This window comes from Enhydrobacter aerosaccus, assembly GCF_900167455.1.
Lineage (GTDB): Bacteria > Pseudomonadota > Alphaproteobacteria > Reyranellales > Reyranellaceae > Reyranella > Reyranella aerosaccus.
On the sequence record NZ_FUWJ01000002.1, the window covers coordinates 699294 to 723876 of the forward strand.

22 protein-coding genes and 1 riboswitch are annotated in these 24583 nt (G+C 66.0%); of the genes, 17 read left to right on the forward strand and 5 right to left on the reverse strand.

Annotated features, from left to right (window positions below; translation table 11 throughout):
- Positions 1-80: 80 nt before the first annotated feature.
- A riboswitch (cobalamin riboswitch) is annotated at positions 81-270 on the reverse strand.
- Between the two features lie 45 nt (positions 271-315).
- Positions 316-927, forward strand: a complete 612-nt coding sequence (cobO, locus tag B5D62_RS12595) for a cob(I)yrinic acid a,c-diamide adenosyltransferase (protein ID WP_085934752.1) — start codon at positions 316-318, stop codon at positions 925-927.
- A gap of 11 nt (positions 928-938) precedes the next feature.
- Entirely contained in the window at positions 939-2408 is a 1470-nt protein-coding gene (locus tag B5D62_RS12600) for a cobyric acid synthase (protein ID WP_139373898.1), read from the forward strand.
- Here B5D62_RS12600 and cbiB read toward each other — a convergent pair.
- Positions 2392-3366, reverse strand: a complete 975-nt coding sequence (gene cbiB, locus B5D62_RS12605) for an adenosylcobinamide-phosphate synthase CbiB (RefSeq protein ID WP_085934198.1) — start codon at positions 3364-3366, stop codon at positions 2392-2394. The genes B5D62_RS12600 and cbiB overlap by 17 nt on opposite strands.
- 41 nt (positions 3367-3407) lie before the next feature.
- Here cbiB and cobD point away from each other — a divergent pair, with 41 nt between their 5' ends.
- The 4 genes from cobD (at position 3408) to cofH (ending at position 8424) form a co-directional block, all read left to right on the forward strand.
- Positions 3408-4385 carry a threonine-phosphate decarboxylase CobD gene (cobD, locus tag B5D62_RS12610; protein ID WP_085934199.1) on the forward strand — a complete coding sequence of 326 codons (978 nt, stop codon included), beginning with the start codon at positions 3408-3410 and terminating at the stop codon, positions 4383-4385.
- Positions 4386-4482: 97 nt separating this feature from the next.
- Positions 4483-5448 carry a 2-phospho-L-lactate transferase gene (gene cofD / locus B5D62_RS12615; RefSeq protein WP_170920908.1) on the forward strand — a complete coding sequence of 322 codons (966 nt, stop codon included), beginning with the start codon at positions 4483-4485 and terminating at the stop codon, positions 5446-5448.
- A gap of 23 nt (positions 5449-5471) precedes the next feature.
- On the forward strand, positions 5472-6020 hold the full coding sequence (gene cofC, locus B5D62_RS12620) for a 2-phospho-L-lactate guanylyltransferase (protein ID WP_170920909.1): 549 nt from the start codon (positions 5472-5474) through the stop codon (positions 6018-6020).
- Positions 6010-8424 carry a 5-amino-6-(D-ribitylamino)uracil--L-tyrosine 4-hydroxyphenyl transferase CofH gene (gene cofH, locus B5D62_RS12625; protein WP_085934201.1) on the forward strand — a complete coding sequence of 805 codons (2415 nt, stop codon included), beginning with the start codon at positions 6010-6012 and terminating at the stop codon, positions 8422-8424. Before cofC ends, cofH begins: the two co-directional genes overlap by 11 nt.
- A gap of 71 nt (positions 8425-8495) precedes the next feature.
- Here the strand turns inward: cofH and B5D62_RS12630 are convergent, their stop codons facing one another.
- Positions 8496-9632: an ABC transporter substrate-binding protein gene (locus B5D62_RS12630; RefSeq protein ID WP_170920910.1), complete on the reverse strand. Its 1137-nt coding sequence runs from the start codon at positions 9630-9632 to the stop codon at positions 8496-8498.
- The gene (locus B5D62_RS12635) at positions 9632-10507 is read right to left on the reverse strand and encodes an IclR family transcriptional regulator (RefSeq protein WP_085934203.1); all 876 of its coding nucleotides are present in this window, start codon (positions 10505-10507) and stop codon (positions 9632-9634) included. Before B5D62_RS12635 ends, B5D62_RS12630 begins: the two co-directional genes overlap by 1 nt.
- Positions 10508-10618: 111 nt before the next feature.
- Here B5D62_RS12635 and B5D62_RS12640 point away from each other — a divergent pair, with 111 nt between their 5' ends.
- The 7 genes from B5D62_RS12640 to B5D62_RS12670 are packed head-to-tail and all read left to right on the forward strand — an operon-like array spanning position 10619 to position 18818.
- The gene (locus tag B5D62_RS12640; RefSeq protein ID WP_085934204.1) at positions 10619-11506 is read left to right on the forward strand and encodes a branched-chain amino acid ABC transporter permease; all 888 of its coding nucleotides are present in this window, start codon (positions 10619-10621) and stop codon (positions 11504-11506) included.
- A complete protein-coding gene (locus tag B5D62_RS12645; RefSeq protein ID WP_085934205.1) occupies positions 11503-12444 on the forward strand; it encodes a branched-chain amino acid ABC transporter permease in 942 nt (313 codons plus the stop codon). The genes B5D62_RS12640 and B5D62_RS12645 overlap by 4 nt, the downstream gene beginning before the upstream one ends.
- Positions 12441-13238, forward strand: coding sequence for an ABC transporter ATP-binding protein (locus B5D62_RS12650; protein ID WP_085934206.1), 798 nt, complete (start codon positions 12441-12443; stop codon positions 13236-13238). The genes B5D62_RS12645 and B5D62_RS12650 overlap by 4 nt, the downstream gene beginning before the upstream one ends.
- Complete coding sequence (locus tag B5D62_RS12655; RefSeq protein ID WP_085934207.1) at positions 13235-13966, forward strand: ABC transporter ATP-binding protein; 732 nt, start codon at positions 13235-13237, stop codon at positions 13964-13966. Before B5D62_RS12650 ends, B5D62_RS12655 begins: the two co-directional genes overlap by 4 nt.
- 15 nt (positions 13967-13981) lie before the next feature.
- Positions 13982-16057: a hydantoinase/oxoprolinase family protein gene (locus B5D62_RS12660; RefSeq protein ID WP_139373858.1), complete on the forward strand. Its 2076-nt coding sequence runs from the start codon at positions 13982-13984 to the stop codon at positions 16055-16057.
- A 2-nt stretch (positions 16058-16059) separates the two neighbouring features.
- Complete coding sequence (locus B5D62_RS12665; RefSeq protein WP_085934209.1) at positions 16060-17796, forward strand: hydantoinase B/oxoprolinase family protein; 1737 nt, start codon at positions 16060-16062, stop codon at positions 17794-17796.
- A 14-nt stretch (positions 17797-17810) separates the two neighbouring features.
- Complete coding sequence (locus B5D62_RS12670; protein WP_085934210.1) at positions 17811-18818, forward strand: LLM class flavin-dependent oxidoreductase; 1008 nt, start codon at positions 17811-17813, stop codon at positions 18816-18818.
- Between the two features lie 31 nt (positions 18819-18849).
- On the opposite strand, the gene B5D62_RS12675 is transcribed toward B5D62_RS12670, so the two are convergent.
- Together B5D62_RS12675 and B5D62_RS12680 are read right to left on the reverse strand one after the other, a co-directional pair.
- Positions 18850-19923: an LLM class flavin-dependent oxidoreductase gene (locus tag B5D62_RS12675; RefSeq protein ID WP_085934211.1), complete on the reverse strand. Its 1074-nt coding sequence runs from the start codon at positions 19921-19923 to the stop codon at positions 18850-18852.
- A gap of 27 nt (positions 19924-19950) precedes the next feature.
- Positions 19951-20811, reverse strand: coding sequence for a TIGR03620 family F420-dependent LLM class oxidoreductase (locus B5D62_RS12680; RefSeq protein WP_139373859.1), 861 nt, complete (start codon positions 20809-20811; stop codon positions 19951-19953).
- A gap of 58 nt (positions 20812-20869) precedes the next feature.
- Here B5D62_RS12680 and gnd point away from each other — a divergent pair, with 58 nt between their 5' ends.
- Genes gnd through B5D62_RS12700 form a run of 4 tightly spaced genes read left to right on the forward strand, consistent with a single transcriptional unit; the run spans position 20870 to position 24537 of the window.
- Positions 20870-21850, forward strand: a complete 981-nt coding sequence (gene gnd / locus B5D62_RS12685) for a phosphogluconate dehydrogenase (NAD(+)-dependent, decarboxylating) (RefSeq protein ID WP_085934213.1) — start codon at positions 20870-20872, stop codon at positions 21848-21850.
- 25 nt (positions 21851-21875) lie between these two features.
- The gene (locus B5D62_RS12690; protein ID WP_085934214.1) at positions 21876-22721 is read left to right on the forward strand and encodes an LLM class F420-dependent oxidoreductase; all 846 of its coding nucleotides are present in this window, start codon (positions 21876-21878) and stop codon (positions 22719-22721) included.
- Positions 22718-23662, forward strand: a complete 945-nt coding sequence (locus tag B5D62_RS12695; protein ID WP_085934215.1) for an LLM class flavin-dependent oxidoreductase — start codon at positions 22718-22720, stop codon at positions 23660-23662. Before B5D62_RS12690 ends, B5D62_RS12695 begins: the two co-directional genes overlap by 4 nt.
- A 23-nt stretch (positions 23663-23685) precedes the next feature.
- Entirely contained in the window at positions 23686-24537 is an 852-nt protein-coding gene (locus B5D62_RS12700) for an LLM class F420-dependent oxidoreductase (protein ID WP_085934216.1), read from the forward strand.
- Positions 24538-24583 lie beyond the last annotated feature (46 nt).

A 24583-nucleotide genomic window follows, 5' to 3' on the forward strand; every position in this document is an offset into this window, starting at 1 on the left:
TTGCTGCCACTCCGACGGAGCCCAAAGCGCGATCGGCTTCGGGTTGGCCTGGCCTTCGCGACTCCCCGCGCGAGGCTCGGATGCGGCATTACGCGACGGCAGGTTTCCTGGCTCTCGGGTCGCCGCCTCCGACCACCTTCCCGGGTTCCCTTGCGGTACTTCCAGTGGCTTCCTGGCCGTCAGCTCGCCGACTACAGTTGCGGGGGCAGCCGCGGATTGAACCGCGTTCCCTTTTCATCCCCGAAGGGCACCGTCGCCCGCTTGATAGGAGCCGCCCGCCTTGATGACAAGGGCTTTGCCGTCCATTTTGGTCGCATGACGACAGCAAATGACGAGCAGACGCGCCACAAGGCCAAAATGGCCAATCGCAAGGCGATCCAGGACGCGGAGGTCGCGGCCAAGACTGTCGAGAAGGGCCTCCTGATCGTCCATACCGGCAAGGGGAAGGGCAAATCCACGGCCGCCTTCGGCCTGATGCTGCGGGCCCTGGGCCGGGGCTTCCGCTGCGGTGTCGTTCAATTCGGCAAGGGGGCGTGGCAATCCGGCGAGCGGACGGCCATCGAGCGATTCGGCGATCAGGTCGAATGGCACACGCTGGGCGAGGGCTTCACCTGGGAGACGCAGGACCGCCAGCGCGATGTGGAGGCCGCGCGACGCGCCTGGGCCGCAACCCGGAAACTCATGGCCGACCCCACGATCCGGCTGATCGTGCTCGACGAACTCAATATCACCCTGCGCTACGACCATCTCGACGTGACCGAGGTGGTCAGCGCCCTGCAGGCCCGGCGCAACGACCTGCACATCGTCGTCACCGGACGCAATGCCAAGCCCGAGATGATCGACGCCGCGGACCTCGTGACGGAGATGACGCCCGTGAAGCATCATTTCGCCGCCGGCGTAAAGGCCCAGGAAGGCATCGAGTTCTGATGACGGCCGCAATCAAGGCGCGTGCCCTGATGATCCAGGGCACGGGTTCCGATGTCGGCAAGTCGTTGATCGTCGCGGGACTGGCCCGTGTCTTCACGCGGCGCGGCTTGCGCGTCCGTCCCTTCAAGCCGCAGAACATGTCCAACAATGCCGCCGTGACTGCCGATGGCGGCGAGATTGGCCGCGCGCAGGCACTGCAGGCGCGCGCCGCCCGGGTGATGCCGAGCGTGCACATGAATCCCGTGCTGCTGAAACCCCAGAGCGACCTCGGCTCGCAGGTCGTTGTGCAGGGCAAGGTCGTAGGCAATGCCAAGGCCCGTGAGTATCAGGCGCTGAAGCCCAGCCTGATGGCGGCCGTGCTCGACAGTTTCGCCCGACTTGGCGCCGAGGCCGATCTCGTTCTCGTCGAGGGTGCGGGCTCGGCGTCCGAGATCAATCTGCGCGCGGCCGACATCGCCAACATGGGCTTTGCGCGCGCCGCCGACGTCCCCGTGGTGCTCGTCGGCGATATCGATCGCGGCGGCGTTATCGCGAGTCTGGTCGGCACGCGTGAAGTCATCGATCGGGCCGACGCGGCAATGATCGAGGGATTCATCGTCAATCGCTTCCGCGGCGATCCATCGCTGTTCGCCGACGGCATGAGGATGATCGCCGAGCGCACGGGCTGGAAGGCGCTCGGCCTCGTGCCGCACTTCGAGGCAGCGCATCGCCTGCCGGCGGAGGACGCCCTCGGCCTACCGATGAATCGGGATGACCACGGCCTGAAGATTGCCGTCCTCGCCTATCCCCGTATCGCCAATTTCGATGATTTCGACCCGCTGCGCCTCGAACCGTCGGTCGACTTGGTGTTCGTGCGCCCGGGGGAGGCTATTCCCGGCGACGCGCGCCTCGTCATCCTGCCTGGCTCCAAGGCCACGATTGCCGACCTCACGGCGCTACGCGACGCCGGCTGGGACATCGACCTCAAAGCGCACCTCCGGCGCGGTGGTCACGTGCTCGGCATCTGCGGCGGCTACCAGATGCTCGGCCGCACGGTGGCAGATCCACACGGCATCGAGGGACCACCCGCCACCGTGGAGGGATTGGATCTGCTTGCCGTGGACACGGTCCTGGAGGGTGACAAGGTGCTGATCGAGATCGCGGGCCATACGGTGGAAGGCATCCCCTTCAAGGGATACGAGATGCATGTCGGCCGGACGACCGGCGCCATCGCCCCCCTCCTCCAGCTGGGAAACGACCATGATCGGGGCGCGGTCAGCCCTGACGGACGGATCGCCGGTTGCTACATCCACGGCCTGCTGAGCGACGATCGGCAACGTCGACACTGGCTGGAACGGATCGGCGGCAAGCCCTCGGCATTCAACTACGAAGCCGATGTCGATGCCACGCTCGACCTGCTCGCCGATCATCTCGAAAAGCATATCGATTGCGACCGGCTGCAGGCAATCGCGCGTGTCCCCCAGCTCAAATCAATACGCTGAGTGCCAGGACAACGCCGAGTGCCGCTAACTGGAAACCGCAGGCCGTACGGTACAGGACGAGCGCCGAGCGGATATCGCTTGCCGCGACGCGCGTCCTGCCGTCTCCCATCCAGGGCGCGTCGATCTTTTCTCCGTCGTAACTGCGCGGCCCCATGAGCCGTATGCCGAGCGCACCAGCCATCGCCGCTTCGGGCCATCCTGCATTGGGCGAATCGTGCTGGCGCGCGTCCCGCAGAGTCGTTGCCAATGATCGCCGAGCCGATAGACCGGGCAGCCACAAAGCGCCCAGCACGAGCCACAGAGCCGACAGGCGCGACGCCGGCAGGTTGGCCAGATCGTCGCTGCGGGCAGCGGCCCATCCGAAATGCAGATAGCGCTGGGTCTTGTGGCCGATCATGCTGTCGGCGGTATTGATCGCCTTGTAGGCCAACGCGCCAGGCAAGCCGGCGACGGCAAGCCAGAACAAGGGCGCAACGATGCCGTCGGAGAAGCTCTCGGCCAGGCTCTCGATCGCGGCACGGCTGACGCCCGCCTCATCCAACTCGTTGGTGTCCCGCCCGACGATCATCGCGACAGCCTGGCGCCCGGCGAGCAGACCGCGCGCTTCCAGGGCGTCCGCCACCGCCGTCACGTGGGTATCGAGGCTGCGCTGGGCCAGCAGCGTGCTGGCGACGACGGCCAAGACGATGAAGGCCAAAGCCGCGGGCAGCAGAAGATGAAGTACCCTCGAAATCAGAACACCAATGACCGCCGCGCCCGCGATCAGCACCAGCATCAAGACGATACCGTGCACTCTTTGCTGCAGTTCGGAGTGCTCCTCGGAATTCCACGTCTTGTCGCCCCATGTTATGACGCGCGCGATCCAGGTGACGGGATGGCCGATAGTACGGAAGACAAGATTGGGATAGCCGACGACGGATTCGATGAAGGCGGCAAGAAGAGCAAGACCGACGGACATGGCGCTGTGCCTATCATGGGCAACGCGATCGTCAAACTGACATGAGGGCCGTCCTGCATGGCGGCGACCTGAGCGCCGCCCGCCGCCGCCACCCGGATGCGCCGCAGCCATGGCTCGATCTGTCGACGGGCATCAATCCGGTCGCCTACCCGGTCGGCACAATCGCCGGCGATATGTGGTCGCGCCTGCCCGACGGCGAGCAGGAGCGGGCGCTCATCGCCGCCGCCGCGCGTCGCTATGGCGTCGCCGAGCCCGCGCGTCTGGTGGCTGCGCCGGGAACGCAGGCCTTGATCCAGCTCCTACCCCGTCTCGTCGCGCCGTCGCGCGTGGCGATCGTCGGCCCCACCTACGAAGAGCATCAGGTGGCCTGGCGCCGCCAGGGGCACGATGTCCGGATCGTTGCCGACATGGCCGATGCCGCCACCGCCGACGTCATCGTGGTGGTGAACCCCGATAATCCGACGGGACGGCTCCTGGCTCGGACCGAGCTGCGGGCGCCGCGAACGCTGCTGGTCGTGGACGAAGCCTTCATCGACTTTCTGCCTGCCACGGCGAGCGTGTCAGGGACATTGCCGCCGCGAACGGTGGTCCTTCGCTCCTTTGGCAAGACCTACGGCCTGGGCGGCCTGCGCCTGGGTTTCGCCATCGCCGAACCGGACCTCGCGGCCCGTCTGCGCGACGAGCTTGGACCCTGGGTCGTTTCTGGTCCCGCCCTGGCGGTCGGTCGCACCGCGCTATTGGACAATATGTGGTTGCAAGCCACGAAGGAGCGCCTCGAAGAAGATGGCCGACGCCTCGACGCCATCCTGACGGCAGCCGGATTCAAGCCGCTGGGCGGGACGCATCTCTTTCGTCTGGTCGAACAGGCTGACGCCCCGATCATCGTTCAGCGCCTCGGCGAACACGGCATCCATGTCCGCTCCTTCATGCGACAGCCACAGTGGCTGCGCTTTGGCCTGCCGGGAGACGACGCGGCGTTTAGACGCCTCGCCGCCGCCCTTGGCACACTCGCATCGTGACGGTTCGATAAGCAATCTCGCGCTCGACACGAGATCGCCTCATGCGACGCTGCCGCAAAACTTTGGCGTCTCGGACCCTGGCTAGGTAAGGTCGGCCATGGCAGATCTGAACGATAGAATTCTTGCGCTGGCAGGCGGCGTGGGCGGCGCCAAGCTCGCCCTGGGGCTGGCCGGCGAATTGCCACCCGACGCGCTGACGGTCGTCGTCAATACGGCGGACGATTTCGACCATCTCGGCCTCAGCATTTCCCCCGATCTCGATACGGTCATGTACACGCTGGCCGGAGTCGCCAACCCCGAGACGGGCTGGGGCCGCCGTCAGGAGACCTGGACGGTCATGGAAGCGCTGGGGCAGCTTGGCGGAGAGACCTGGTTTCGTCTCGGCGACAAGGATCTCGCCACGCATATCGAACGCACACGCCGGCTGCGGACCGGAGAGACGCTGTCGGCCGTCACCCGAGATCTTGCCCGACGGCTCGGCGTCAGGTGCGCCATCGTCCCGATGACCGACGATGCAGTCCGCACTATCGTCACCACCGACCAGGGCGATCTCGCCTTCCAGGACTGGTTCGTGCGTTTGCACTGCGAGCCCGCCGTTCGCAGCCTCCACTTTGCGGGCGCGGCGACAGCCACGCCGCACCCCGTGCTCCAAGATCCCCCCGACCTGCGCGGCATTGTCATCTGCCCGTCCAATCCCTTCGTCAGCGTCGCGCCGATCCTTGCCGTTCCCGGCGTGCGGGACATGATCGAACGGCTGAAGGTTCCCAAGGTCGCTGTTACGCCCATCGTCGGCGGGCAGGCCATCAAAGGACCGGCCGCGAAAATGCTGGCCGAGCTTGGCCACGATGTTTCCGCGCTCGGCGTGGCACGTTACTATAAGGGCCTGATCGATGGCTTCGTGCTCGATCAGGCCGACGCAGGGCTCGCCCCCGCCATCGAGGCGTTGGGCATCGAGGTGCAGGTAACGGATACCATGATGCGCAACGACCTCGACAAACGCCGGCTCGCTGCGTCGACCCTCGATTTCGTGGACGCCCTCGCCCGCTCTCTGCAACACTCCTGACGATGCTTGTCGCCGTCGTTCCAATGAAGGCCCTGGAACTCGCCAAGAGCCGCCTTGCCAGTGTGCTCGATCCGCCGCGGCGACGCGCCTTGGCCCAGCAGATGCTGGATCACGTGCTGGAGACGCTGCGCCGGGCAGGCGTCGAGCGCATTCATGTCGCGGGCAGCGATCGCGGCGAGGGCGATCTCAACGCCGATGCGGCGGCGGCGGCACGCCTTGTGGAAGCGGAGGGGGCTACCCAGCTTCTGCTGGTGACGGCGGACCTGCCTTATCTCTGCGTTGAGGACATTGCTGCCATGATCGAGGCTGGACGGGAAAGCGCGGTGGTCATCGCCGAAGCCAAGGACGGCGGCACCAATGCCTTGCTGCTACGTCCGCCGACCATCCTGGGCTTTGCTTTCGCCACGCACCGTCCAAGCGCCGGATTGCATGCCGAACGCGCAAGGTCTACCGGTATCGAGCCGGCTTTCGTGCGCCGGCCCGGCCTGGCCCGCGACATCGACACCCCAGCCGATCTTGCCGCGCTCGTTTCCGATCACCCCGTGTATCGTGTGTTCCGCCATGTCGCCTGAAGTCGAGCAAATCCTCGCCCAAGCCAGCGACCTGCCCAGCCTGATGCGGAAGGCGGCGGCGATTCGCGACGCCGCCTTCGGCGATCGCGTGACCTTCTCCAAGAAGGTCTTCATTCCGCTCACGCATTTGTGCCGAGATACCTGCGGCTACTGCACGTTCGTCCATCCGCCCAAGCGCGGCGAAGCAGCGTATCTCTCCCCCGATCAGGTCCTGGCGATAGCCCGCGCCGGCCAGGCGGCGGGCTGCGCCGAAGCGCTGTTCACGCTCGGCGACAAGCCGGAACTGAAATGGAAGCCGGCCGCCGAGGCACTCGCGACCATGGGATATGTGTCGACACTCGACTATCTGGCGGCCATGGCCGAGCTGGTCTTCAAGGAGACCGGTCTGCTGCCGCACCTCAATCCCGGCCTGATGGATGCCGACGATCTTGCCAAGCTGCGCCGTACATCGGTGTCGATGGGCATCATGCTGGAGAGTGTGGCCGCTCGACTCTGCGAACGCGGCGGTCCGCATTTCGGCGCTCCCGACAAGGATCCGGCCGCCCGCCTCGCCACGATCCGCGCCGCGGGCAAGGCCAAGGTGCCTTTCACCAGCGGCATCCTGATCGGCATCGGTGAAACCCGCGCCGAACGGATCGAAGCGCTGCTAGCTTTGCGCGATCTCCATCGCCTGTATGGTCATCTTCAGGAAATCATCGTCCAGAATTTCAAGGCGAAGCCCGGCACGCGCATGGCCCAGGCGCCGGAGCCTTCGTTCGACGAACTGCTCTGGACCGTTTCCGTCGCCCGCCTGATCTTCGCGGACACGCTTTCCATCCAGGCGCCGCCGAACCTGCAGGAACCGGGCTACGGCCGACTTATCGAGGCCGGTATCGACGATTGGGGCGGCGTCTCGCCCGTAACACCCGACCATGTGAATCCGGAACGGCCTTGGCCGGCGCTCGATGCGCTGGCAGCCGAGAGTGCCAAACACGGCAAGGTGCTGACCGAACGTCTGGCCGTCTATCCCCGCTATGTCCACGACAAGGCATGGATCGATCGCGCCTTGCGTCCGCGCGTGCTGACGATGAGCGAGGCCAGCGGCCTGCGGCGCGACAACGACTGGCGGCCTGGTCTTGTCATGGAGCTGCCGGACGCCGATGTCCGAACGCTGTCCCAGCCGGCCGTGCGGCCAAGCGACAGCCTCGCCCCCAGCATCGATCGCGCCATGCGAGGCGACGATCTCAACGAAGACGAGATCGTCCGCCTGTTCGCCGCACGCGGTGCCGACTTCGCCGCCGTGGCGCAGGCGGCCGACACGCTGCGCCGCGAGACCGTCGGCGACACGATCTCCTATGCCGTCGTGCGCAACATCAACTATACGAACATCTGCTATTTCCGCTGCGGCTTCTGCGCTTTCTCGAAAGGCAAGCTGGCCGCCAATCTGCGCGGTGCGCCGTACGACCTCACGGTCCAGGAAATCGTGCGCCGAGCCAAGGAGGCCTGGGATCGCGGCGCCACCGAAGTGTGCATGCAGGGCGGCATCCATCCCGACTATAGCGGCGAATACTATCTCGAGGTCTGCCGCGCGGTGCGCGAGGCAGTGCCCGGCATGCATGTCCATGCCTTCTCGCCGCTCGAGGTCTGGCACGGCGCGACGACGCGCAACCGCTCGATTCCGGACTTCCTGACCGAACTGCGCGAGGCCGGCCTCGGCAGCCTGCCGGGAACGGCGGCGGAAGTCCTCGACGACGAGGTGCGCGACATCCTGTGCCCCGACAAGGTCTCGACACAGCAGTGGCTCGACATCATGCGCGCCGCCCACAAAGCGGGCCTGCGTTCCACTGCCACCATCATGTTCGGACATGTCGACCGGCCCATCCATTGGGCGCGTCATCTGCTGCGCCTGCGCGACCTGCAGAAGGAGACGGGCGGCTTCACGGAGCTGGTGCCGCTCCCCTTCGTCGCCGCCGAAGCGCCGATCGCGCTCAAGGGCGAGGCGCGGCTGGGGCCGACTTTCCGCGAGGCCGTGCTGATGCACTCGATCGGCCGCCTGGCGCTGCACCCGCACATTCCCAACATCCAGACTTCGTGGGTGAAGATGGGCATCGAGGGCGCCCGGCATTGCCTGAATGCCGGTGCCAACGATCTTGGCGGCACGCTGATGAACGAATCGATTACGCGCGCCGCCGGCGCCGAGCATGGCGAGGAGCTTCCGCCCGACGCGATGGAAGGCCTGATCGCGAGCCTCGGCCGGGTCTCACGCATCCGCACCACGCTCTACGCCGACGCCGATGCCGAGCGTCATCTGGCGGCACACAGCGCCCAGCCCCTGGAACCGATCACGCTCGAAATCGCGACCCGCTGGGCCGGCCCCGCGACGGAACAGGACAAGCGCCGCAATCTGCCCCGTCCGCGAGCCTGACGCTCAACCTTCGGCGCTTCTCGTCACCCCGAGCGCCGCGCCCGGGGTGACGGCCATGGTTTAGGATCGCGCTACTTCACCTCGACGATATCGGCGACGGCGACCTTCCGGTTCTTCACCGTCTGCAGCACGACATAGTGACCCATCGAGTTGTGGTCGTCGAAGGTCACGGTCTTGCCCAGGAGGTTGTCGATCTTGACCTTACGCATGGCCTCCATGACCTTCTGCCCGTCGGTGCTGTTCGCATCCTTGATCGCCTGCGCGATGATGCGGATGCACTGGTAGCCGGCCCAGGTCTGCAGGTAGGGCTCTGACTTGTACTTGGCCTTGATCTTCTCGACGAACGCCTTGTTCAGGGGATCGTCCACCGTAGCATTGTAGACCCAGGCGCTGATCGAGTTCTCCATGCCCCCGGCCTCGATGATGGGCTGGTTGCGGCCGCCCAGTTCGACACGGCCGGTATAGGGAATGTGCAAGCCGAGCTGCATCGCCTGGCGGAGAAAGTTGATCGAATCGCCGCCCAACTGGAACGTCGCGATCGCGTCCGGGCGCAATTGCTGCAAGCGGGTCAGCAGGCTGGTGAAGTCCGGCGTGTTCTGCGGCGGAAAGTCGGTCGATACGATCTTCACGCCGGCCTTGTCGGCAACGGCCTTGAAGGCGTCTGCTCCACCGCGTCCGAAGTCGGTGTCTTCGCCCACGATCGAGACCGTCTTGAAAAGCTTCTTCTGACCGAGATAGATGCCGAGCGCATCCATCATGGCGCTGTCGGACGGGCTGATGCGAAATGCGTATTCGTTACGCCCCGGACCGGCCAGCTCGGTGATCTGTGGGTTGGAGGCGATGCCTGTGATCATCGGGATCTTGGCATCGGCGATGATCTTCATCGTGGCGAGATGAACCGAGCTGCAATGCGCGCCCTCGATCGCGACGACCTTGGCCTCCACGAGCTTGTTGGCGACGTTCACCCCTTCCGAGGGATTGCACTTGTTGTCGAGCACCATCAGCTCGACCTTGCGCCCGCCGAGCAGGCCGCCCGCGGCGTTGATCTCGTCGACAGCGAGGTTGGCACCCCACATTTCCCATTCCGACGCGACCGCGGCGGGACCGGTCTTGGGCGTCGAGACGCCGATCACGATCGGCTGCGCGAGGACCGGCCCGGCGCCCAACAAGAGAACGGCCGCAACCGCCGACAGCAATTTCCCCTTCATCATGTCCCTCCGCTCACACTCCCCAGGGTCAACAACGTAGCAGACGGCATGCCAAGCAAACGCGAGATGCGCAGGGCCGCCGCCGTCACCAGGGGCTCGACGCTCGCCAGCGTCAGGCCCGAATCGAGATACTTCGGAAACGCCACGCTCAGCGCCGCGATGACGGCACCGGTGCGATCGCAAATCGGCGCGCCGACCGAGAGCACGCCCGGAATATTCTCCTCGTTCACCAGCGCGAAGCCCTGACGCCGCACCTTGGCGAGCGAGGCGACGAGCATGCCGGGATCGGTGATCGTATGCGGCGTGATGGCAGTGAGCTTGCGCGGGCCGAGGACCTTGCGCGCCTCGCCATCGCTCAGCGATGCCAGCAGCACCTTGCCGGCACTGGTACTGTGCAACGGCATCTCGCTGCCCGGGCTGACCTTGATCGCGACCGGACCGTCGGCCTGCACCGCCAGCAGATAGATCGCACGTCCGCCGCGCAGGACCGAGACGAAACCGTTGAGGTGATGCTGGTGCGCCATCTGCTCGAGCTCGCGCCGTGCCGCGACGACATAGTCGAATGCGCCCTCGCCGCTCGCCCCCAGCGCCAGTGCGCGGTGGCCCAGGCGATAGCGCGCCGTGTCTCTGTTCTTCTCAAGGTAACCGCGACCGGCCAGGGAGCTCACCAGGCGCTGCACGATGCTGGGGCTCAGGCTGCAGCGGCGCGCGAGTTCACGAACCCCCAGCTCCCCGCCTTCCGCCGCCACCGTTTCCAGCACGTCGAGTCCGCGTTCAAGAGACTGCGACCGCGCCCGCTTTTTGGGCTCGACACGCGCCGTTTGAGGCCGCGGTGCGAGGATCACACGCCGGCCCGGGTGCTTGGGCGCCGTCATCTGGGCTGTGCCGTATATCGGTACATCGTTTCGATAGTTGCAGGGTCACAGGATTCGCGATTATCTGTCAACTGCCCTCCATGGTCCGGGATTTGCAGAGCCGCGACGACAATGACCATCGACGCCACGTACCTCCTTCAGCTCACGCTGAACGGCATCGCGCTCGGGCTGCTGTACGCCCTGATTGCCGTCGGTCTGTCCCTGATCTTCGGGGTGATGGAGATCATCAATTTCGCGCATGGCGAAATCCTGATGCTGGGCGCCTTCGCGATGACGTTCGCCCTGCCGGTGCTGGGGCTGCTTTACTGGCCGGCCCTGGCCGCGGCGATCCTGGCCACCATGCTGGCGGGTCTGCTCATCTACGAGGTCCTGCTGGCGCGTCTGAGGACGGATGAATTCGAGCGCAGCATCCTGATCACGCTGGGCCTGTCGATCATCCTTATCCATACCGCGCAGTACTTTTTCACCGCGACGCCGCGGATGGTCGACACGCAATACGGCTTCGACGGGGTCGAGATCGGGACGATACGCCTGACCTGGACACGGCTGATCGGGGCTGCGGCCGCGCTGGTGGCCTTCGCCGGACTCTATCTCACGCTGCGGTTCACGCAGTTCGGACGCGCCATGCGCGCGATCGCGCAGAACCGGGAGGCGGCACTGATGGTCGGCATCCGGCCGCGCGTCGTGGCGCGCAACGCCATGATCCTCGCCGCCGGACTGTGCGGCCTGGCCGGTTCGGCAATTGCTCCGATCCAGCTCGTCACGCCCTATATGGGGCAGTTCCTGATCTTCAAGGCCTTCGCCTTGGTGACGATCGGCGGGCTCGGCAATATTCCCGGCGCGGTCGTCGCCGCCGTCGCGCTGGGCCTGATCGAAAGCTGGGTTGGCGGCTTCTTCGCCAGCGCCTGGCAGGAAGGAGCGGTCTTCCTGGTGATGATCGTGGTTCTGCTGCTGCGGCCGGAGGGCCTGTTCAAGCGCGGAGGCATGCGCGTCGGATGAAGCTTGCCGCAGCTCTTCTCGCGGCACTCGCCTTCGCCGCGCTCCCTGTCCTGACGTCTTCCAACTACGTCGTCGGTGTCGGCATCTCGGCGCTCATCTTCACCGCAGCCGCGGCGGCGCTCAATCTCGTCTATGGTTTCACCGGCTTGCTGTCGTTCGCCCAGCTCGGCTTCTGGGGCATTGGCGGCTATACCGCCGCGCTGACCGTCGTGTCTCTTGGCGGTAGCTTCTGGACCGGTCTTCTCGCCGCGGCGCTGTTGAACGCGGTGATCGCCGTGCTCGTTGGTTACCCGATGCTGCGGACCAACCGGCATGCCTTCGTCATCTCCACCCTCACGTTTGCGCTTCTGGTTACCCTGATCGCCCGCGACTGGGTCAGCCTCACGCGCGGCCCGTTGGGCATCCCGGACCTGCCGGCACCGCAAGCTTTCGGTCTTCTCTTCGACACGCCGCGGAAATTCTACTGGATCGCCTGGATCTTCTCGGTCGCGGCAATCGCCTTCCTGTTCGCGCTCTGCAGCTCGCGGATCGGCCGCACGCTCGTGGCCATCAAGCAGAACGAGCCTCTGGTGCGGGCGCAGGGCATCTCGCCCATGCCCTACAAGCTCACCGCCTTCGCGCTCAGCGCCGCCATCACCGGCGCGGCGGGCGGCGTCTACTGCTTCAATCTGCGGATCATCGACCCGAGCTTTCTCGATTTCTATTACATGCAGACCTTCCTGATCATCGTGATCATCGGCGGGGCCGGCAGCTTCTGGGGCGTGATCGCCTCCGGCATTGCCCTCTCCGCGCTGCCCGAGGTTCTGCGCTTCTCCGACGATTTCCGCATGATCATCTATGGCGTGATCCTGGTGATCGCGATGTTCGTCATGCCCTCGGGCGTCGCCGGATTGCTGCGTGAGCGCCGCGTCGCCCGGATGCGCGAGGCGTTGCGATGAGCGCTATCCTTCGCGTTTCCGATCTGCGCAAATCCTACTCCGGCATCCATGCACTTGACGGCGTCTCCTTCGACGTCGAAGGCGGCAGCATCACCGGATTGATCGGACCGAACGGCTCCGGAAAGAGCACCGCCATCGACTGCATCTCCGGCTTCCAGAAGCTGGACGGCGGCACGGTGACGCTCGGCGGCACCGATATCACCAGCCGACCCGCGCATCTCATCGCGCGCGCCGGCCTGATGCGCACATTCCAGACGGTACGTGTCTATGACCGGCTGTCGCTTGCCGATAATCTGGCGATCGCCGCCCAGCAGTTCGATCCGGCCGGCTGGATCGACGAATTCCTGCGCACGAGGCGCTATCGGCAGGCTGTCGAGTCGTCAGAGCAACGGGCCCGCCAACTCGTCGAGTTGATCGGCCTGCAACGCTATTACGAGGCCGAGACAGGCATCCTCTCCTACGGCCAGAAGAAGCTGGTGGCGCTTGCGGCGGCGCTGATGCCGCACCCCAAGATCGTCGTCCTCGACGAGCCGGTGGCGGGCGTCAATCCAAGCCGCATCCGCGAGATCGAAGTCGCCCTGCAGCAGCTCAACCGCGCCGGCGAGACGTTCCTGATCGTCGAACACAATGTCGAGTTCATCACCACACTCTGCCACCAGGTGATCGTGCTGGAGCAGGGCCGCAAGCTGACCGAGGGCACGGCGGCGGAGATCCACACCGATCCCCGTGTGCTCGAGGCCTATCTCGGCATCACGCCGGAGATGGCCGCAGCGGAAGTGCGGGGGGCGGCATGAGCTCGCCCGTTCTCGAACTGGTCTCGGTGACGGCGGGCTACGGCGACAATCCGATCGTGCGCGATTTCTCCGCGCGGCTGCAGGCGGGCACGATCACGACCCTGATCGGCGGCAACGGCGCCGGCAAGTCGACGCTCCTGCGCGCCATCTATGGCACCAACAAGTTCTTCTCCGGCCAGATCGTTTTCAAGGACGAGCCCGTCGAGCGCCTGCCGCCCTGGGAACGGCTGAAACGCGGCATCGGCTTCGTGCCCCAGGGGCGGTGCAACTTCCCGGCCATGAGCGTGGGCGAGAATCTCAAGATGGGCTGCTATACGCTGGCATCGTCACGCCACGACGTCGCCATCGAGCGCGTGGTCAGCCTGTTTCCCCTGTTGCGGGAGAGATGGCGCACCGAGGCCGGCAACCTGTCGGGCGGCCAGCAGCAGATCCTGGAAATGGCGATGGTGCTCCTGCTCCAGCCCAGCCTGCTGTTGCTCGACGAGCCGTCGCTCGGCCTGTCGCCGAAGATGCAGGGCGATGTCTTCGCCACCGTGCAGCGCATCGCTGCAACGGGCGTGACGGTCCTGGTCGTGGAGCAGAATGTGCGCGGCGCGCTCTTGATTTCGGATCGCGCGCTGGTGATGGAACAGGGGCGCAAATTCATGGAAGGGCCGGCCGCCGAGGTGCGGACCGATCCGCGTATCCGCCAAGCCTATCTTGGTGGCAATATCCAGACGGCAGCGTAGGAAGGTATTGGAGTGATGGACAAGGCAAGGCTTGCGGTCGATATCGGCGGCACGTTCACCGATCTCGCGCTCGAAGCAAACGGCAAGCGAACGAGCGTGAAAGTGCTCACGACGCCGCGGGCACCGGAAGAAGGCGTTCTGACCGGCATCGACGAGATCCTGAAGGCATCGGGGCTGAAGCCCGCCGACTTCAGCCTGATCATCCACGGCACGACGCTCGCAACCAACGCCATCATCGAGCGCAAGGGCGCCAAGACCGCGCTGGTCGTGACCGAAGGCTTCCGCGATTCGATCGAGATGGCCTTCGAGCACCGCTTCGAGCAGTACGACATCTTCATGCAGAAGCCGACGCCGCTGGTGGCGCGCGATCTGCGGTTCGGCGTTCCCGAGCGCCTGGACGGACGCGGCAACGTGCTGATCCCGCTCGACGAGGCAGCCGTCCGGGCGCTGGCGCCCAAGCTGAAGGCCGCCGGCATCGAGGCCATCGCGATCGGCTACATGCACGCCTATCTCGACGGCACGCACGAGCGCCGGACACGGGACATCCTGAGCGAATTGCTGCCGGGCGTCTCGATCACGCTGTCGAGCGAGGTGTCGCCGGAGATCCGCGAATACGAGCGCTGGTCGACCGCCGTCGCCAACGCCTATGTCCAGCCGGTGATGGATCGCTATCTCGGCCGTCTCGACAAGGCACTGCAGGAGCGCGGCTTTGCCTGCCCGCTGTTCATGATCACCTCGGGCGGCGGCCTGACCGCGCTCGACACGGCGCGCAAGTTCCCGATCCGCCTGGTCGAATCCGGCCCGGCGGGCGGCGCGATCCTGGCCGCCTCGCTGGCCAAGCAGTGCGGCCTCGACAAGGTGCTGTCCTTCGACATGGGCGGCACGACGGCGAAGATCTGCCTGATCGACGATGGCGAGCCACAGCATTCGCGCACCTTCGAGGTGGCGCGGCAATACCGATTCATGAAGGGTTCGGGCCTGCCCCTGCGCATTCCCGTGATCGAGATGGTCGAGATCGGCGCGGGCGGCGGCTCGATCGCCCATGTCGATTCGCTGTCGCGCATCAATGTGGGACCGGAAAGCGCCGGCGCCGAACCCGGCCCGGCGAGCTACGGCCGCGGCGGCACTGAGCCCACGGTCACCGATGCCAACGTCGTGCTGGGCCGCATCGATCCCGCCTACTTCGCCGGCGGGACCATCACGCTCTCCCTGGACAAGGCCGGCGCCGCCGTCGACAAGGCAGTCGGCAAGCCGCTGGGCCTGAAGCGCCTCGACGCCGCGTTCGGCATCAGCGAGATCGTCGAGGAGAACATGGCCAATGCCGCCCGCGTCCATGCCGTCGAGCGCGGCAAGGAACTGCAGAACCGGACCATGATCGCCTTCGGCGGCGGCGCCCCGCTCCACGCGGCGCGCCTGGCCGAAAAGCTCGGCATCGGCCGCGTGATGGTGCCGAAAGGCGCCGGCGTCGGTTCGGCGGTCGGCTTCCTGATGGCGCCGGTGGCTTATGAGGTCGTGCGCAGCCGGTACGTCCAGCTCGATCCCGAGAAGTTCGACCCGGAGTACGTGAACAGGCTCTTTGCCGAGATGCATGCGGAAGCCGAGGCGATCGTGAAGGCCGCCGCCCCGCAGGCCAAGCTCGTCGCCACCCGCACCGCCGACATGCGCTATCGCGGTCAGGGCCACGAGATCACTGTCGACCTGCCGGCCGGCGCGTTCACGGCAGCGTCTCGCGAAACGCTCGTGAAGCTCTACGAGGAGGGTTACGCCGCCACCTTCGGTCGGACCATTCCCGGCCTGACGGTGGAGATCATGAACTGGACGCTGCGGCTTGCCGCCGAACAGCCGCCGATGCCGAAGAGTCCGCCGCAGCCGGCCGACAAGGCGGCAACGCCGCGCCACAAGCGCCCGGTCTACGACGCCCTGGATCAGGACCTGACGGAGATTCCTGTCTATCATCGCAACGACCTTTCGGTCGGCAGCTACGTCCCCGGCCCCGCCGTTATCACCGAGGACGAAACGACCACCATCGTTCCCAAGAGCTTCGCGGCGCGCGTCAGCCCGATTGGCGCCATCCTGCTGGAGAAGGTGTGACCATGAACATCAACGATCCTCTTTCGCCCATCCGCCTGCAGCTGATGTGGGACCGCCTGATCGCGGTCGTCGAGGAACAGGCGCTGGCCCTGATCCGTACCGGCTTCTCGACCTCGACGCGCGAAGCCGGTGATTTGTCCGCGGGCGTGTTCGACCTGGACGGCGCCATGCTCGCCCAGGCGGTGACCGGCACGCCGGGACACATCAACTCGATGGCGCGGGCCGTGCGGCACTTCCTCGACAAGTTCCCGGCCACGACCATGAAGGAAGGCGACATCTTCCTCACCAACGACCCCTGGAAAGGGACCGGCCATCTGCACGACTTCACCTTCGTCACGCCGACCTTCCGGCGCGGCAAGATGGTGGCGCTGTTCGCCTCGACCTGCCACGTGGTCGATATCGGCGGCCGGGGCATGACGACGGATGCCCGCAGCGTGTTCGAGGAAGGCCTCTACATCCCGCTGATGCGCTTCGCCCATGGCGGCAAGGTGGACCAGACGCTGGTCGATATCGTCAGCGCCAACGTGCGCGAGCCGGTGCAGGTGGTGGGTGATCTCTACTCGCTGGCGACTTGCAACGAGATCGGCTGCCGCCGCCTGATCGAGATGATGGACGAGTTCGCGATCGACGATCTCGGCCGGCTCGGCAAGCACATCCTGGAGAAGTCCAAGCAGGCCTCGCTCGAGGCGATCGGCAAGATCAAGCCGGGCGAATACACCTTCTCGATGCGCATCGACGGCTACGACAAGCCGATCGACCTGGTCGCGACGATGAAGATCGGCCCGACCGGCATCGACGTCGATTTCGCCGGCACATCGGGTGTCTCGGCCTACGGCATCAATGTGCCGGTCTGCTACACCGAGGCCTATTCCTCGTTCGGCGTGAAGTGCATCGTGGCGCCCAAGGTGCCCAACAACGAAGGCTCGTTGTCGGTCATCCGCATCACCGCGCCCGAGGACACGATCCTCAACGCCAAGAAGCCGGCACCGGTGGCGGCGCGTCATGTCACCGGCCAGATGCTGCCGGACGTGATGTTCGGCTGCCTGCACCAGGCGCTGGGCGGCCAGGTGCCCGCCGAGGGCACATCGTGCCTGTGGAACCTGTTCGCGCTGGGCGGGCCGGGCGCCACCGACGGCGATCCGGCCGAGACCGTGCATGCCCAGCAATTCAGCGTGATGAGCTTCCACGCCGGTGGCACCGGCGCCCGGCCGGGTCGCGATGGCCTCTCGGCCACCGCCTTCCCGAGCGGCGTGCGCAACGTGCCGATCGAGGTCAACGAAGCCGTGTCGCCGATCGTCGTCTGGAAGAAGGAATACCGCCAGGATTCCGGCGGCGCCGGCGAATTCCGCGGCGGCCTGGGCCAGATCATGGAAGTCGGCACGCTCGACAAGGCGCCGTTCGCCCTCAGCGCCTACTACGATCGCATCGACCATCCGCCGCGTGGTCGCGACGGCGGCCACGACGGCATTGCCGGGCGCGTCACCCTGTCCTCGGGCAAGGTGCTGCGCGGCAAGGGCCTGCAGACCGTGTCGCAGAAGGATCGCGTCATCATCGCCATGCCCGGCGGCGGTGGGCTCGGCGATCCGCGCAAGCGGCCGGTCGCGGCGGTGGCCGACGATGTGCGCCAGGGCTTCATCTCGGCCGAGGCGGCGCGGCGCGAATACGGCGTCGCCGTCACCGACGACGGCAGGGTCGACGAGGGTGAAACCGCCAGGCTGCGCGCCGTCGCGGCCGAGTAAGGGAGACCAGACGCATGCGCGTAAGTGCCGGCCTGCCGACCGGAATGGAAGGCCTGACCTATCCGATCCCGTTCTCCGATCCGGAGAACGTCATCAGGATCGCGCAGGCGGCCGAGAAATTCGGCTACGACTCGGTGTGGGGCAACGACCACATGACGACGCAGAACTACGTGCGCGCCGAGTTTCCCGTCCCGCCCCGCTTCTGGGAGCCGCTGGTCACCTACGCCTTCGTGCTTAGCAACACCAAGACCATCAAGGTCGGCACCGGCATTCTGGTGCTGCCCATGCGCCACGATATCGTGGTGGCCGCCAAGCAGATCGCCACGCTCGACCATTTCGGCAAGGGCCGGCTCGAGCTCGGCGTCGGCATCGGCGCCTATCGCGAGGAATTCAAGGCGCTGCAGCCCGACAGCCGGATGGAGCGCGGCGACATCGTCGACGAGGGCCTGCAGGCGCTCAATCTTCTCTTCAACCAGCGCGTCGCGAGCTTCGACGGCAAGTTCTACAAGTTCAAGGACGTCGAGCTCTGGCCCAAGCCCTATCAGAAGAAGCTGCCGATCTATGTCGGCGGCAACAATGCCAACAACATCCGCCGGACCGTGCAATGGGCCGACGGCTGGCTGCCGGCCGGCATGCATGTCGACCGGCTGCGCGCTGGCGTGCAGAGCCTGCGCGAGGAGGCCGAAAAGGCCGGCCGCGACTGGCGGACCATCGAGGTCTGCCCGCAATTCATCGTCCATGTCGGCAGGACACGCGAAGCGGCGATCGAGAACTTCCGCAAGAGCCAGATGAACAAGCATCTCATCTCGCTCAGCAAATCGACGCTCAAGGGCCAGGGCACCGCGAGCCATGAGGACATCAACTTGATCGGCACGCCGTCGGAGATCGTCGAGAAGGCGCTCGCCTTCCGCGAGGCCGGCGTGACGCATCTCCTTGGTCTCTACTTCGCGGCCAATTCCGTCCCCGAGCTGCTGGATCAGATGCAGGTCTTCGCCGAGGAGGTGATGCCGAAGGTGAAGTAGCTCACCTTCGGCTCATTCCCTGCCGTCGAGGCTACGCAAACGCCTTGCGGATTCGCGCCCAGTCGGCGAGCGCCTGTTCCTGTCCCGGGATGAGCTGGATCGTGAACTGCGTATAGCCGGCGGCGCGCAGCTGCTCGATGCGCCGCTTGATCTCCGCTTCCGTCGCCGTGAAGGACGTGCTGCGGATCAGGTCCGCGGTGACGAACCGCTTCTCCTCGGGCTTCAGGAACATCAGGTGCCCGCGATGGTTCTCGAGGTAAGGGGCATCCCTCGGCTCGAAGGTGCGCGCCAGCGCGATATAGCCTTCCAGTTCGGGCCGCCCCTTCGAGGGCATGCCCGTCGTTCCCGGCTTGAGCCCCGCCAGGGCTTCGTCGGCCGCGCGATGCAGCATCACCGCCGCCCGCGGCCCGGCCTGCGCCAGGGCGCGTTCCGAATCGGCCGGCTCTCCCTCCTCGAGGACACAGCCCAGCGCGAAGGCGGTGGCCTTGAGGTCGTCGACCGGATGGTCAGCCGCGAGCCACGCGGCGCGCATGGCCTCGACCTCGCGCGCACCGTGCTCGGCCGAGGAGACGAAATCGATCCAGCCCGCCTTGAGCTTGGCGGTCAGCTCGCGCGTGTGCGGGCCGAACGCCGACAGGTGCAGCGGGATCGGATCGCGTGTGTTGAACAGCGGCAGCTCCGGATTGAGGAAGCGGATCTTGCGCTTCTGCCCTTCCATCTCGAAGTCGATCGTCTGGCCGCTCAGCAGGCCATAGACCTGCTGGATGTAGGTCTCCATGTCGCGCACCTTCATGGCGCCGAAGCCCATCGCGCGGCGTGCGGTGAAGCCGGTGCCGACACCGAAGTCGATGCGGCCCGGCGCGAGTTGGTTCAGTGAGGCAAGTGCGTTGGCCGCAACCGGCGCGATCCGGTTCGACGGCACCAGCACGCCGGTGCCGAGACGGATCTTGTTCGTATTGACCGCCGCCGCGCCCATGGCGACGAAGCAGTCGGCGCTCAGCATCTGCGTGTCGTAGAACCAGGCGTGACTGAAGCCGAGCTCCTCGGCGCGCCGCACGACCTTCCACGAGTCGGCTGCCGTCGGCAGGGCAATGCCGAAGTCCATCGTTTCCTCCTGTTGTCGTTGATCGTTCTAGGTGTCGGCCAAGGCCTCCAGTATCCGGTCGCGCGCGGCAAAGTCGCCGTCGGCATGGACCGGCTGCAGGCAGACATGGGTGGCGCCGGCCTCGAAATGGGCGCGCAGGCCCTTCCTCACGGCGTCCGCGTCACCCCACAGCACCATGGCGTCGATGAAACGGTCGCTGCCGCCATCGGCGAGATCCTGCTCGGTGAAGCCGAGGCGCAGCCAGTTGTTGCGGTAGTTCGGCAACACCAGGTATCGCGCCAGTTCCTTGCGCCCGAGTTCGCGTGCCCGCGCGGGATCGGTTTCCACCGTCACCTTCTGCTCGACCGCCAGGACCTTGTTGGGGCCGAGGATCTTCGCCGCCTCGGCGGTGTGCTTGGGCGTCACGTTGTACGGCACCGCACCCATCGACTTCTCGGCGCTGAGCGCCAGCATCTTGGGGCCGAGCGCGGCCACCAGCACCGGCGCCTCGGTATCGGCAGGAAGATCCTTATGGATACCGTCGAGATAAGCCCTCATCGTGGCTACGGGCTTGTCGTAGCGATGACCACGCAGCCCCTCGACCATCGGGATATGGCTGACGCCCAGGCCCAGCATGAAACGTCCGCCATAGAGGCTGTTCATGGAGACCATCGCCCGCTGGGCGGTGAAGGCGTCGCGCGCGTAGATGTTGGCGATCGAGCTGCCAACCATCAGCCGCTCGCTTTTCGACAGGAGATACGAGGCCAAGGACATCGACTCGTAGCCGCGCGCCTCCGGATACCAGAACGCGGAATAACCACACGTCTCCACGGTCCGGATGAGATCGGCGAGCTGCGCGCCGTTCAGCTTGTCCGTCGAATACCAAACGCCCAGACGTCCCAGCTTCATGACTGTCTCCTTCTTCGGATGCGTGTAGCATACGCCGAACACAGCAACGGGACAGCACATGCAGATCGGAGTCGTCGGCCTCGGGCGAATGGGTGGAAACATCGTGCGGCGGCTCACGCGTGCCGGGCATGACTGCGTGGTCTACGACGCAAATCCTGCTCCCGGTGCCGCTCTGGCAAAGGAAGGCGCCACCGCCGCTCAGTCTCTCGCAGCAGTCGTGAAGGCGCTTACGCCCCCACGGACGGTGTGGGTGATGCTGCCCGCCGGCAAGATAACCGAAGACACCATCGCCGAACTCGCCGGGATGATGCAGCCGGGCGATGTCGTCATCGATGGCGGTAACACAAACTTCAAAGACGATGTCCGCCGCGGCAAGGAGCTCGCGTCGAAAGGCATCAAGTATCTCGATGTCGGCACGTCAGGCGGCGTGTGGGGACTGGCGCGCGGCTACTGCCTGATGATCGGCGGCGATACCGAGGTGGTGAATCGGCTCGATCCCATCTTCTCCGCCCTCGCCCCCGGCCTGGGCTCGATCGAGCGCACGGAGGGACGCGAGCAACTCGATGCACGCGCCGAGCGCGGCTACATCCATGCCGGTCCGGTCGGCGCCGGTCATTTCGTGAAGATGATCCATAACGGCATCGAGTACGGCATGATGCAGGCCTTCGCCGAAGGCTTCGACATCATGCGCAATCGTGCTTCGGAAAAGCTGCCGGCGGACGAGCGGTTCGACCTCAACCTTGCCGACATCGCCGAAGTCTGGCGGCGCGGCAGTGTCGTGACGTCGTGGCTGCTCGACCTCACGGCCAGCGCGCTGGCCAAGGATGCGAAGCTCGAGCAGTTCTCAGGTCATGTCGAGGATAGCGGCGAAGGCCGCTGGACCATCGAGGCGGCGATCGAGGAGGCGGTGCCGGCGGACGTTCTGGCGGCCTCGCTGTTCGTGCGCTTCCGGTCGCGCCAGCAGCACACTTTCGCGGAAAAGGTCCTGTCGGCCATGCGGCTGGGCTTCGGCGGGCATGTCGAGGCGCCGAAGAAGTAACGAGTTTCATCACGGAGGACAGGCGATGCGCGTTGGCGTCTTCTATTTCCCCACCGACTACGGCATCGACATGTCGGAGCTCGGTCGCGCGCTCGAGGATCGCGGTTTCGAGTCTCTGTTCGTGCCCGAGCACACCCATATCCCGCTCAGCCGCAAGACTCCCTTCCCCAGTGGCGGCGAGTTGCCCAAGCGCTACTCGCACACCCACGATCCGTTCGTCGGCCTCTCCTTCGCCGCAGCGGCCACGCGGAAGCTGATCGTCGGAACCGGCATCCTGCTGGTGCCGCAACACGATCCCATCGTCACGGCCAAGGCCGTCGCCAGTCTCGACCAGCTTTCGGGCGGGCGTTTCGTCCTGGGAATCGGCGGCGGCTGGAACGTCGACGAGATGGAGAATCACGGCGCCCGCCATGCCACGCGCTTCAAGCAGATGCGCGAGCATATCCTGGCGATGAAAGCGCTGTGGACGGAGGAAGCCGGATCGTTCCACGGCGAATTCGTGAACTTCGACCCCGCCTGGTCGTGGCCCAAGCCGAAGCAGAAGCCGCATCCGCCCATCCTGCTGGGCGGCGAGACCGATCATACGCTGCGCCGTGTCGTCGATTACTGCGACGGCTGGTTCCCGCGGCCGCGCGACGGGTTCGAGCCGGCCGCGGCGGTCGAGCGTCTGCGCCGCATGGCGGCCGAGAAAGGCCGCGATTTCTCGACGCTGTCGATCACCGTCTTCGGCGCACCCGCCGACGAAGCGACGCTGGCGAGCTACCAGAAGGTCGGCATCCAGCGCGCCCTGCTCGCCATTCCCGATCTCGGCCGGGACGAAATCCTGCGCCATCTCGACACGATCGCGCCGCTGGCGAGGCCCTACGCGTGACGGTCGCCGTCGGCCTCGGCCTGATGGACTTTCCCTTTGCGGGCGCCGCCGACTACTGGCGGTGGGTCGATCTTTGCGAGTCCGGCGGTGTCGATTCGATCTGGCAGACCGATCGGCTGGTAAGCCGCCAGCCGATCCTCGAATGCATGGCGACCATGGCGGCGCTGGCGGGACGCACACGTCGCCTGCGCTTCGGCATGAATGTCGTGTCGCTGGCGCTGCGTGACCCGGTGCTGCTGGCCAAGCAATGCGCCACCATCGACGTGCTCTCCGAGGGCCGCCTCCTCCCCGCCTTCGGCATCGGCAGCCCCGTCGGCCCCGAGTGGCAGGCCCTGAACTTGGATACCCGCACACGCGGCAAGCGCACCGACGAAGGGTTAGAAATCATCCGCCACCTGTGGCGCGAGGACAGCGTCGATTTCGACGGCACGCATTATAAGCTGCGCGGTGCATCGATCTCGCCCAAGCCGGTGCAGCCCGACCTGCCGATGTGGATCGGCGGCTCGTCCGATGCCGCCATCCGTCGCACCGTGCGCTACGGCACGGGCTGGCAGGGCGGCGGCGAGACGCCGGAGCAGGCGGCGCGCATCGTGACGGCCATCAAGGAGGCCGCCGCCGGTGCAGGGCGCTCCATCGAGGAAGATCACTACGGCGCGAGCTTCCCGTTCTATTTCGGGACACCGCAGGATCGGGCCGTTACCGCCGCCATGACGGCCTACAGCAAGCGCACCGGACGCGAAGCACAGGACTACTTCGCCGTCGGCGACGCCGCGACCATCGTCGAGCGCATCGCCCGATATGTCGAAGGCGGCGTGGAAAAATTCATCCTGCGTCCAGTGGGCGCCGACGGGCCGGAGGTTCTCGCTCAGACGCAGCGGCTCATCGAACAGGTCCTGCCGGCCGCCGCGACGCGCTGGCCCAAGGTCGTCAAGCAAGCATAGGCTGAACTGTGAGGGAGGAAGGCATGCATATCGGCGCGGCAATGTTCTTCACCGACTACTCCATGACCCCGGCCGAATTGGCCCGGGCGCTGGAAGAGCGTGGCTTCGACTCGCTGTGGGCGCCCGAGCACTCGCACATCCCGCTGTCGCGCAAGTCGCCTTTCCCGAGCGGCGGCGACCTGCCGAAGAAATACTACGATGTCATGGATCCGTTCGTGACGCTGACGGCGGCCGCGACGGCAACGAAGAGCTTGAAGGTCGGCACCGGCATCTGCCTCGTGGTCCAGCGCGATCCGATCCAGACGGCGAAGCTCGTCGCCTCGATCGACCAGGTCTCGAACGGCCGCTTCCTGTTCGGGGTCGGCAATGGCTGGAACAGCGACGAGATCGAGAATCACGGTATCCCGTTCAAGAGCCGGCACAAGGCGGCGCGCGAACGAATCGAGGCGATGAAGGCGATCTGGACCAAGTCCAAGCCCGAGTATCACGGCGAGTTCGTCAATTTCGATCCCATGATGACCTGGCCCAAGCCGGTGCAGAAGCCGCATCCGCCGATCCTGGTCGGCGGCGCCTTTCCCTACGCCGCCAAGCGCGCGCTGCGCTACGGCGATGGCTGGATGCCGCATCGCGCACGACCCGACTACGAGAACGTGCGCGACCTGCTGCCCAAGTTCCGGCAGATGGCCGCCGAAGCCGAGCGCGATCCCGCCACCGTTCCCGTCACCATCTGGGGCGCCAAGGAAGACGACGACATGCTGAAACGCGACCGCGACGCCGGCGTCGTCCGCGTCATCATCAGCCTCGACTCGGCAAAGTCCGACGTCATCCTCCCCCAGCTCGACCGCTGGGCCAAGTTCGTGCAGGCAGTGGCCTGACCTGAATCCTGGTCCTCATCGGAGCGCGCAACTCCAGTTGCGCTCA